Source organism: Catenibacillus scindens, from assembly GCF_014202115.1.
Lineage (GTDB): Bacteria > Bacillota > Clostridia > Lachnospirales > Lachnospiraceae > Catenibacillus > Catenibacillus scindens.
The window spans coordinates 1-9596 of record NZ_JACHFW010000029.1; the positions used below are offsets into that span (position 1 = coordinate 1).

The following is a 9596-nucleotide window of genomic DNA, read 5'->3' on the forward strand; positions in this document are numbered from 1 at the left end:
CCCACTATCTACATCCTTCTCCCGGGAACTTGTCCACCATATCAGTTCATTATAAAAATCTTAGATTTTTGTCTTGACAACTGAGCCACTATAAAGCGAGTAGACAGGTATTTTTCTATGTCAAACGTATTCATCGGGTTAAAATTCAAAAAAGGCACTTATAAGATTGTTGTAAAAACAACAGGCTACATTATGAATTTGAGATCAACAGGAATATCACTATGATCTGGGGAGACAGCGCTACAGGAAAAACAACATAGAAGTGGTCAGTCACATATAAGGGAGGCTGGCCACTTTCTATTATCTATCTATATAAGATTACAAGGAATAAAGCAGTTTTTCTGATCAATCGGTATTACTTCTTCGCACATGCAGACAATACCGCCGCTGCCACGTTCTAAGGTTGTCTTGTCGAGTACCTCGTATTTTTTGATTTCTCTGCGATCAGGATTTGCAGATTTTTTGATTTCCAGCGGATGAACCATTCCATTTTCTTCTACGATCACATCGATTTCTTTTGCGTTAGAATCACGGTAGTATGTCAGGTTTGCTTTATCTGCTGAGTAAGAAAAACTTTTCAAAAGTTCGATTACGACATAGTTTTCAAAATAATGTCCGTTTGCGGCACCATTCATCAGGGTATCTCTGGTAAGCCACATAGACAGATAGGCACACAGTCCGGTATCACAGAAATACAGTTTGGGTGTTTTTGTTAATCGCTTCAATTCATTATTGGCAAAGGGCGGCAGAAGATAGACAATGCCTAATCCCTGTAAGATCCGCAGCCATTCTTTGGCCGTGGGCTGGGAAATTTCGGCTGCCTCCGCCAAAGTTTTATAATTTACCTGCTCGGCTGTCAAGGCAGCACAGGCAGTAAGAAATTTTCGGAAACGTACAGAATCGGTAATACCGCCTTCTTCTGCTACATCCCGCATCAGGTATGTTTCAATATAAGAATTGAAATATTCCTGTCTCTGCTCGGTATCGGCCCGCAGCGCGTCAGGCATCCCGCCGCGCCAGATATGCTCAAACACATCTACAATATCATTCTTTTTTGCCGTTTTCTGCCGTTCCAAAAGACACGGCAGAGAGAAATCCAGTTTGTTTGTAAAAACTTCTCCGTCTACTTCATTTTTGGAAAAGCTGTATAGCTCCAGAATCCCGATTCTTCCGGCCAGTGTATCGCGGATATTTTTCATCATCTTATATTGTTGGGAGCCGGTCAGCCAGAATAAACCTCTTTCTTCGGTTTCATCGCACATAATTTTAATCTGTTCAAACAGCTCTGGGGCTTTCTGTATTTCATCAATGATGATTGGAGGCTTGTAAGTCTGAAAGAACAATACGGGATCTGTTTGGGCCAGGGTTCTCGCCATTGTATTATCCATAGAAATGTAAGTGCGGTTTTGTCCCTCGGCCAAATGTTTCAGCATGGTCGTTTTACCAACCTGCCGCGCGCCTGTTACAAGCACCGCTTTGAAAAAGGAACTCATACGCAAAAATTTCCGTTCCAATGCCCGCTCAATGTATAGCATAACATGACCTCCTTGCTTTTAAGAAAATATAAAGTATACTTTATTTTATCCTAAAAATATATCCATGTCAACGACTGCAAGGCACATTGAAACCGCGTTTTGCTCCCGGATGTAACCAATATAATATATGATTGGTTACATCCGTATAATAGCTGCACCCTGTTTTTTAGGTTGCCCGCGCAAAAAAATATTTATTCAAAACAATAAGTTATTTCCCCGTACTACAAGAAGCTCCTGTGTTACGTTTTCCGCCCAGTTTATTCACGAAATCCGCTCATCTACATATAAACCATCAAAATTCCAGAAACCACTATTTCTTTCCGTTTGTTTGTGCTATTATATTAGTGCAACACAGTTTAATAGACTCCGAGGCAGGCATACTTTTGGTAAAAATGTATGCTTGGCTGTCATTTCCTGCTTTGGAGTAAAGTGTGTCGCAACAGAGTCGGCCACGTTTTTCAGTGCATAGCATTTATTACGCCCTTTTTATAGAAGGAGAGGAAATGAAGAAGAAAATCATACTCTTTTTGGTGTCAACTGTTATTGCCGTGTCTTTAATAGGCTGTAAAAGTGGCGATTACAATAAGGCAGTTAAATTGCAGGAGGCTGGAGATTACCAAGCTGCCTTAGAGCTGTACGAAAGCATTGAAGATTATGAAAATTATAAAGATACTGCAGAACGTGTAGATGCGTGTAAGGCAATGATAGAAGCTATTAACGCTTTTGATTCTGCCAGAAGTTCTGCCGAACAAAAAAACAGTGACTTGGACACTGCTATTTCCGAAGCAGAGGCACTTGTCGTAGAGGGTAAGCCAGCTTTGGATGAAACGCTCATTCCTACACTGGAGACGGCTATTTCTGAAGCAAAATCGGCTAAACAAACCATTATGGAAATTCCTGTAACTGAAGATGAGATAATAGCTGCAACACAACAGTTAGATTCCCTTGATTATAGCAGAAGTAAATGAACACATTATGAAATTAATCTATTATATGCTAGGAATTGCAAATGAGATAAAAATATTAAGTAACTCTCGAATTTCGGAGCAATTTTCTTACAGAGAAAGTTGCAGATAATATAAACACCTTATTATCGGATAAAAAATTACAGTTAGATATATCAACATCAGAAAAGATTTTCAGTTTGCTGGGAGGCGGAATAAGAGTAAATGAAGAATATATACCGGTTGAAATTGAAAAAATTGGATTAGCAATTAACAACATGAAAAATGAGTTGAAAGAATATGAGTAGCGGCACAAGTCTGGTAAAGCAATTTATGCGGATATCTTGATTAAAAAATCAATTCGAACACTTAATAACTTGCATTTACATCCAGAAAATCATGGACAAAGCGTTTATTGTAACGTATAATTAATGTATAAATCTGATCAATTTAATATCATTTATCATTCCCGGCATTCAAAAATTGGTGGACGATGATTGATCCAGTTATTTAATTAAGAGTGTTCCCCGGATGTTAGCTCAGCTAACACCCAGCTAACATTTTAGCCTTATCTGGAATTGACAAAGGGATATTCAGGTTGACAGATTTTGATTCGAAAGTTGCCTTAAATACTGACTTTTCTTGACTTTAAGTAACTGTCAGGGACAGTCATTTACCTATTCGGGTTGTACTCCTAAGCGCTAGCTGTGGGTTCGATTCCCGCACGGGACGGCGAACAAAAGCGGGAAAGTGTCGGCAGAGATTGCCGAAACATTTCCCGCTTTTTTCATATCAAGGAAACTACTTTTGCCGTGATATAAAAACTACTCCATGCAGGATGGTACTGCGGAGGAGAAGATGATATTGTCAGCAAATGATGGTTATTTTGGAGGTATATTATGCTGAGCGTATATCTGGGAAAGATGGATCAGGCAATTTACTATCCGCCCGCATACTTTGATAATCGGTATGAAGATGAGTGGATCACAGATAAATTATCGGTAGAAATGATAAAGGATGTAGATCATTCGGAGGTGATCGGCCCCCATTTAATAGAAAGTCCTGTTCTTGGCCCAATCTCTGTAAAAGAGATCTCCGGCGGAGTAAAAACGCTGATACTCCTGGCATTTGACCGGTCAGGCAAAGTTTTTAATGCTTCTGCATGTGGCGATAACTGTGCGAAATGGATATTAAAAATTGGAAATGAAAAAGATCTGACGATAAATCTCCGACATCTTATGGACTTTGGAAGCAATGAATTTGAGATCAAAATCCTGAATACAGGGGATATCGTTCATAATATGGAAGAATTTGTCAGGATTGCGGGAAAATATGTATAGGTGAAAAAGATGAAAGGAAAACATAAGATCATCATTAATAATAACCGGCTTCATTATGAATTTGAGATCAAAAGAAACATTACCATTATCCGGGGAGACAGTGCGACAGGGAAAACAACATTGATCAATATGATCAGGCAGGCGGAAAATCTTGGGGATTCCAGCGGCATAGACGTGGTGTGTGATGTTCCCTGCAGAGTGCTGGAGGGAGCAAATTGGAAACTGATCCTGGAAAATTCCTCGGAAACTATCTTTTTTACCGATGAGGAAAATGCCTTTATTAACACAGAAGAATTTGCAGCGGCAGTCAAAAATTCGGATAATTATTATGTTCTGATTACCAGAGAAAATTTATATACACTTCCCTATAGCGTGGAAGAAATTTATGGCATTCATTGTTCCGGAAAGTACCATGATACCCGGAGAGTATACAATCAGATGTATCAGATCTATTCGGATTATCAAAGACTCCCTGTGATACCGGAAAAAATTATTACAGAAGATTCTAATTCTGGATATGATTTTTTTAAAGCTATAGGAGAGGAAAGGAAAATTTCCTGTGAAAGCGCCGGCGGTAAATCAAACATCTTCCATATGCTGGAACAGATTGGAAAAGAAAGCGTATGTATCATCGCAGATGGGGCCGCAATTGGTCCTGAGGTGGATCGTCTTTACAAATATACTCTCCAAAAGAAAAACATTCATCTCTATTTTCCAGAGTCTTTTGAATGGTTGATCTTACAGTCCGCGCTGATCCAGGGAAAAGATATCCAGGCTATATTGGAAAACCCGGAGGATTATATTGACGGCAGAGAATATTTCAGTTGGGAAAGATTTTTTACAAGCCTTTTAGTTGAGAGAACAAAGGATTCTTATCTTAGATATAGCAAGACAAAATTGAACGAAAATTATCTTCATGAAAAAAATAAGAAAATCATCCTTAATAGTATAAAGGGCGTAAAATTTTAAATTGAGATTTTCAGGTTGATCCAGGATATCCCGGAAAATTTCAAAGGTGTTTCCGTGATTCTGCCCGTAACAAAACAATTGTATCTTATGCGGCTTGACGAGCGATGTTCCCAGGTGTTGATTCCGGCATTGAAGAAAGTGTCCATGAAGAAAAATATAAATAAAATAGTAACAGTTCAGCCCACGCCTACGCTGCGGCGCGCTTACGCGCTGACCCGCAGCTTACGCCGTTCCTTCGCTCATTTTCAGGCACCCCGCTCATCAGAGCTGGGGCGGCCAGATTCTTATGAAAGCATAAACTTGTCCGCCCAGTTCTGATGGCTGAATCATACTCTTTCTGATACAGAAAAGAGCAGGAAATACATTAAAGCCCAAATAAAGGATGTCCATCGCAGAAAATCCGGCAGCGAAAACAAAGCCGGTGTGGCGGTAGCTTTCTGTACTATAGTGGCGGCATTATATATACTTGGCGACATCTGTCCAATGACCGTTGACATTTATTTGGCTTAGTGCTATAAAGTATTTAGAAAATAATCTAAATAGTTATGATTGGTTTAAAGGATGGGTGATTGATTGGGATTTGGTGAGACATTCAAAGCGCTGGCTGATCCGGCGCGGCGCAAAATATTGGAATTGCTGAAGAGCGGAAAACTTTCTGCCGGGGAGATTGCCGGTCATTTTGATATGACCCAGGCTACCGTTTCTTATCATCTGAAGATTTTAAAAAAGGCGGATCTGATACGGGAAGAGAGGGAAAAGAATTTCATATTTTATGAATTAAATCTAACGGTATTGGAAGAAATTATGGTATGGCTGACGGAACTAAAAGGAGATGTTTAAATCATGAAAACATATAGGAAGAGAATTATCATTACAATAGTGGTCACACTGCTGCCGATTCTGGCGGGGCTCATTCTTTGGAACCGCCTGCCGGATCAGATTGCTACCCATTGGGGAGTGGACGGAGTGGCTAACGGATGGTCATCTAAGGTATTTGCCGTTTTCGGGACGCCCTGTATGTTGACAGTGATCCAGATCATCATGCTCTTTATTGTTCTTAACGATCCTAAGAGGAAAAATATACACTATAAACCTATGGGGATCGTATTTTGGATTGTTCCAGTGATCTCCCTGGCCGTTTCCGGAGTGGTTTATGCGGCTGCCCTTGGCTTTGAGGTGAATGTACTTGCTGTCTGCGTCATCATTCCCGTGGTATATTCATTTATACAGTTTAGAAAAAAATAATACAAAACCAGAAAGTTTGCTCTTTTCGAGCCCTTTTATAAAGTATATAATAAAAGAGTATTCAAAAGGAATCGGAAAGTTGAAGGAGGAACAAAGTATGACAAGAGAAGAAGTATTAGCAAAAATGATCGAATTTGCAGCGATGGCATTTCAGAAAGATGCATCCGCGATCAACGAAAACACAAAGATCTCCGAGGAGCTGGGAGTGGCATCTACACAGCGTGTGGCAATGAGTGCTTCTATCGAAAATGAATTTGATGTAATGATTCCAGTTGCAAGATTTGGTAAATTTGAGACAATCGGTGACCTTGTTGATTTTGTGATGGATGAAATGTAAGGAGACGAAGATATGCTGACCAATGTTAAACTTGGAAAAACTATGAGAAGTGTTTCCATCGTCGGAATTGGCGCTACACCATTTTTTAACGGCGTGGAAAATGAGACATATAAAGGACTGACCAATGGTGAACTTTTCGGACATGCGGCTTTGGATGCTATGAAAGACGCAGGCGTAGAGCCCCGCGACGTACAGTTTTTCTTCCATGGCTCCGCTAACCCATATGTCCTGAATCATTGTATTACACCTAATGTTCAGCAGGCTGACTGGTTTGGTATGAGAGGCAAAGGGTCTGTTTCCCATTCAGAAGGATGCTGTACAGGTTATATCGGACTTGAGGAAGCTGTTATGGCAGTTGGCAGCGGTATGTATGACGTTGTTCTTACTGGCGCCTGCGATCAGGCCACAGGTATGCCTGATGGAAATACACCGGATTTCCTGCGTATTCCTATGACATCTGAAGTTTTGTTCCCGGATCTGGATTCTATTTTCGACCGCGCCTACGGAAGATATCTCGGCGGCGGCCCTGGTATGAATCATGATGACTGGATCAACTACTACGCAAAAGAAAATGGCCTGACAGCCGATCAGATTGACGATGTTCTCGCTCATCAGGCATATCATTTCCGCCGCGCGGCTGCTCTGTGTCCCCGCGCGATTCGTCGTACAACCTACGATGAGCTGGCAAAAGAGGCAGGATATGATGATGTATGGGAATATATGAAATCCCCCCACAATCCGAAGATGACACAGTATTTAAGAACTTCCAGTGACTCCTGTGTAGCTGACGGCGCTGCCGCATGTATCGTAGTTCCTACAGAAATTGCGAAACAGTTTACAGATAAACCTATCGAAGTTCTCGGAATCGGCGCTTCTGTGCTGGACGCTATTGTTCCTCATCTTGAGAAAAAGGCAACCGCTGAAGCTGCTCGCCAGGTATTTGAATTAACCGGCCTGACGGCGGACGATATGGATCTCCTTTTAGTTAATGACTTTATTGGACCTTCCGCATTCCTTGCAGCCGAAGAAATCGGATATCTTCCAAAGGGCGAAGGCTGGAAATATGTTCTTGACGGAAGAATCGCTTATGATGGCGATAAGCCGATGAACACCAACGGCGGAAGAACTTCCTATGGACACGCTATGGGCGCCTCCGGTATGGCTGATATTTTTGAGGCTGTTACACAGATGCGTGGAGAAGCCGGAGAACGCCAGGTAAAGAAACTTCCTAAGTATACTTTCCTGAGAGGGTTTGGCGGCGCGCAGAATGTTCGCTGCGTAATCCTGAAGGCAGGTTTCTAATTGATCAGCAAAAGGAAATACAGGAGGTTTGTAAGATGAGTTCTGAAAGAATGAAAACAGAAGAGTTTTGGAATCCGGAACATATCGTTGAGAAGTTCTGGAATGGATTAAAAGATGGCGTTATTTACGCCAGAAAATGCCCGGAGTGTGGAGCAATTGAATTTCCTCCTCATCTGGCATGCAATAGCTGCGGATACCATGAGACAGAGTGGACAACACTGACCGGAAAAGGCCAGTTAATGAGCTTTGTATTTACTGGTGTATTAAATGCCAGACTTGAACTGGAAGACCGCGGGCTGAAATATGTGTGCGGCGAAGTTCAGTTAGATGAAGGCCCGGCTGTCAATGCAGTTATCCTTGGCATTAATAAGAAAAAAGCCCGTGAGATTGACGGTAAGCTTCCGGTTCGCGTGCGCCCGGTATTCTATGATATGGGCAGATACACAACATTATTCTTCGAGCTGGATGAATAATTAAAAATACCTGCATAAATCAATAAGACGTTATGCCGCGCCCGGCGGGGTATAGATCACATATAAAAACCTTCAAGCAGATACAGAGGGAAAGTCCTCTGCCTGTTTGAAGGTTTTTTATTTGTGAAAAATTTTTCGTGCGTCTACAGAGTTTTATAAGATTATTCCCTCTAATATATCGGCAATACGTTCACATGCGTGCCCATCTCCATATGGATTTACAGCATGAGCCATTTTTTCATATTCATTTTTGTCATCAAGTAATCTGGTAAACCATTTATATATGTCATTTTCATCTGTGCCAACTAATTTGAGCGTTCCCGCCTCAACGCCTTCCGGTCTTTCTGTATTATTACGCATGACCAGTACCGGTTTTCCATAAGCGGGACATTCTTCCTGGATTCCACCGGAATCTGTCAGACAAAGATAACACCTTGCTTCAAAATTATGCCAGTCAAATACTTCTATGGGATTGATAATATGAATCTGTCTGCAGCCGCTGAGTTCTTCATTGGCAATTTTTTTGACCTTGGGATTCATATGCACCGGATAAATGGCCTTGACATCATGATGTTCATCAAGAACCCTGCGTATTGCCCTGAACATATGTCGCATTGGCTCTCCTTGATTTTCTCTTCGATGGGCTGTGATCAGAATCATACGGTCATTTCCTACCCAGTCCAGTTCAGAATGATGATAATCTGCTACAACAGTGTGACGCATGGCATCAATAACTGTATTTCCCGTGACATAAATGGTAGATATATCCTTCCCATCCGCAATCAAATTCTTTTTTGCCAATTCGGTAGGCGCAAAATGATATTTACAGATAAGACCAACAGCCTGCCTGTTAAATTCTTCTGGAAATGGAGAATAGATATTGTAGGTTCTTAAGCCGGCCTCAACATGTCCAACGGGTATTTGAAGATAGAAACAGGCGAGAGCTGTGGCAAATGTTGTGGACGTATCGCCATGGACAAGACAAACATTAGGTCTTACATTTTCCAGGACGTCTTTTATTCTGGTAAGGATATTAACTGTGATCTCAAATAAAGTCTGTCCTGGAAGCATAACAGATAAATCATAATCTGGAATAACATTAAATGTAGACAAGACCTGATCCAGCATTTGGCGATGTTGTCCAGTGACGCAAACGATTGTCTCAATATTTTTTCTTTTCTTTAATTCTATGATGAGAGGACACATCTTGATAGCTTCTGGACGTGTCCCGAAAGTCAACATTATTTTTTTTCACAACAAAATCCTCGTTTATTTTGAATAACCTATTTTCTCTTTGATGACGGACTTTATAAATATCCAGTTTCCTACTGCAGATTGCCAGCCTAAACGGCCACTTGTGCCATATTTGGCGGCCAGCCTGTGACTTAAATGGCGGTCAGCCAAGGACACATTAAGCGGCCAAAATTTCCAGTTATAATATAAGCATCTCC

Annotated in this window: 11 protein-coding genes; 8 read left to right on the forward strand and 3 right to left on the reverse strand. The window is 41.2% G+C overall.

The window, feature by feature from the left end:
- Positions 1 to 308: 308 nt before the first annotated feature.
- On the reverse strand, positions 309 to 1535 hold the full coding sequence (locus HNP82_RS17290; RefSeq protein ID WP_183776721.1) for an ATP-binding protein: 1227 nt from the start codon (positions 1533 to 1535) through the stop codon (positions 309 to 311).
- A gap of 503 nt (positions 1536 to 2038) precedes the next feature.
- Between HNP82_RS17290 and HNP82_RS17295 the strand changes: the two genes are divergently transcribed.
- From HNP82_RS17295 to HNP82_RS17330, 8 genes are all read left to right on the forward strand, one after another.
- Positions 2039 to 2503, forward strand: coding sequence for an outer membrane protein assembly factor BamD (locus tag HNP82_RS17295; protein WP_183776722.1), 465 nt, complete (start codon positions 2039 to 2041; stop codon positions 2501 to 2503).
- An 875-nt stretch (positions 2504 to 3378) separates the two neighbouring features.
- Positions 3379 to 3819, forward strand: a complete 441-nt coding sequence (locus HNP82_RS17300) for a DUF4869 domain-containing protein (protein WP_183776723.1) — start codon at positions 3379 to 3381, stop codon at positions 3817 to 3819.
- 9 nt (positions 3820 to 3828) lie between these two features.
- Positions 3829 to 4788 carry a translation initiation factor 2 gene (locus HNP82_RS17305; protein ID WP_183776724.1) on the forward strand — a complete coding sequence of 320 codons (960 nt, stop codon included), beginning with the start codon at positions 3829 to 3831 and terminating at the stop codon, positions 4786 to 4788.
- Positions 4789 to 5361: 573 nt separating this feature from the next.
- Complete coding sequence (locus HNP82_RS17310; protein WP_183776725.1) at positions 5362 to 5628, forward strand: autorepressor SdpR family transcription factor; 267 nt, start codon at positions 5362 to 5364, stop codon at positions 5626 to 5628.
- Positions 5629 to 5631: 3 nt separating this feature from the next.
- Complete coding sequence (locus HNP82_RS17315) at positions 5632 to 6033, forward strand: DUF1648 domain-containing protein (RefSeq protein WP_183776726.1); 402 nt, start codon at positions 5632 to 5634, stop codon at positions 6031 to 6033.
- A gap of 97 nt (positions 6034 to 6130) precedes the next feature.
- A complete protein-coding gene (locus HNP82_RS17320) occupies positions 6131 to 6370 on the forward strand; it encodes an acyl carrier protein (protein WP_243164851.1) in 240 nt (79 codons plus the stop codon).
- 12 nt (positions 6371 to 6382) lie between these two features.
- On the forward strand, positions 6383 to 7672 hold the full coding sequence (locus HNP82_RS17325; protein WP_183776727.1) for a thiolase family protein: 1290 nt from the start codon (positions 6383 to 6385) through the stop codon (positions 7670 to 7672).
- 35 nt (positions 7673 to 7707) lie between these two features.
- Positions 7708 to 8145 (forward strand): Zn-ribbon domain-containing OB-fold protein, encoded by a 438-nt coding sequence (locus HNP82_RS17330; RefSeq protein WP_207720660.1) that lies wholly within the window; start codon positions 7708 to 7710, stop codon positions 8143 to 8145.
- Positions 8146 to 8298: 153 nt separating this feature from the next.
- Here the strand turns inward: HNP82_RS17330 and wecB are convergent, their stop codons facing one another.
- The gene (wecB, locus tag HNP82_RS17335) at positions 8299 to 9387 is read right to left on the reverse strand and encodes a non-hydrolyzing UDP-N-acetylglucosamine 2-epimerase (RefSeq protein ID WP_183776728.1); all 1089 of its coding nucleotides are present in this window, start codon (positions 9385 to 9387) and stop codon (positions 8299 to 8301) included.
- 27 nt (positions 9388 to 9414) lie between these two features.
- The coding region (locus HNP82_RS17860) for a hypothetical protein (protein ID WP_207720661.1) at positions 9415 to 9596 on the reverse strand (182 nt) is incomplete at its 5' end.

Coding starts and splice junctions, on each gene's coding strand:
- HNP82_RS17290 (WP_183776721.1), bottom strand. CDS start 1,535: ATGCTATACATTGAGCGGGCATTGGAACGGAAATTTTTGCGTATGAGT.
- HNP82_RS17295 (WP_183776722.1), top strand. CDS start 2,039: ATGAAGAAGAAAATCATACTCTTTTTGGTGTCAACTGTTATTGCCGTG.
- HNP82_RS17300 (WP_183776723.1), top strand. CDS start 3,379: ATGCTGAGCGTATATCTGGGAAAGATGGATCAGGCAATTTACTATCCG.
- HNP82_RS17305 (WP_183776724.1), top strand. CDS start 3,829: ATGAAAGGAAAACATAAGATCATCATTAATAATAACCGGCTTCATTAT.
- HNP82_RS17315 (WP_183776726.1), top strand. CDS start 5,632: ATGAAAACATATAGGAAGAGAATTATCATTACAATAGTGGTCACACTG.
- HNP82_RS17320 (WP_243164851.1), top strand. CDS start 6,131: ATGACAAGAGAAGAAGTATTAGCAAAAATGATCGAATTTGCAGCGATG.
- HNP82_RS17325 (WP_183776727.1), top strand. CDS start 6,383: ATGCTGACCAATGTTAAACTTGGAAAAACTATGAGAAGTGTTTCCATC.
- HNP82_RS17330 (WP_207720660.1), top strand. CDS start 7,708: ATGAGTTCTGAAAGAATGAAAACAGAAGAGTTTTGGAATCCGGAACAT.
- wecB (WP_183776728.1), bottom strand. CDS start 9,387: ATGTTGACTTTCGGGACACGTCCAGAAGCTATCAAGATGTGTCCTCTC.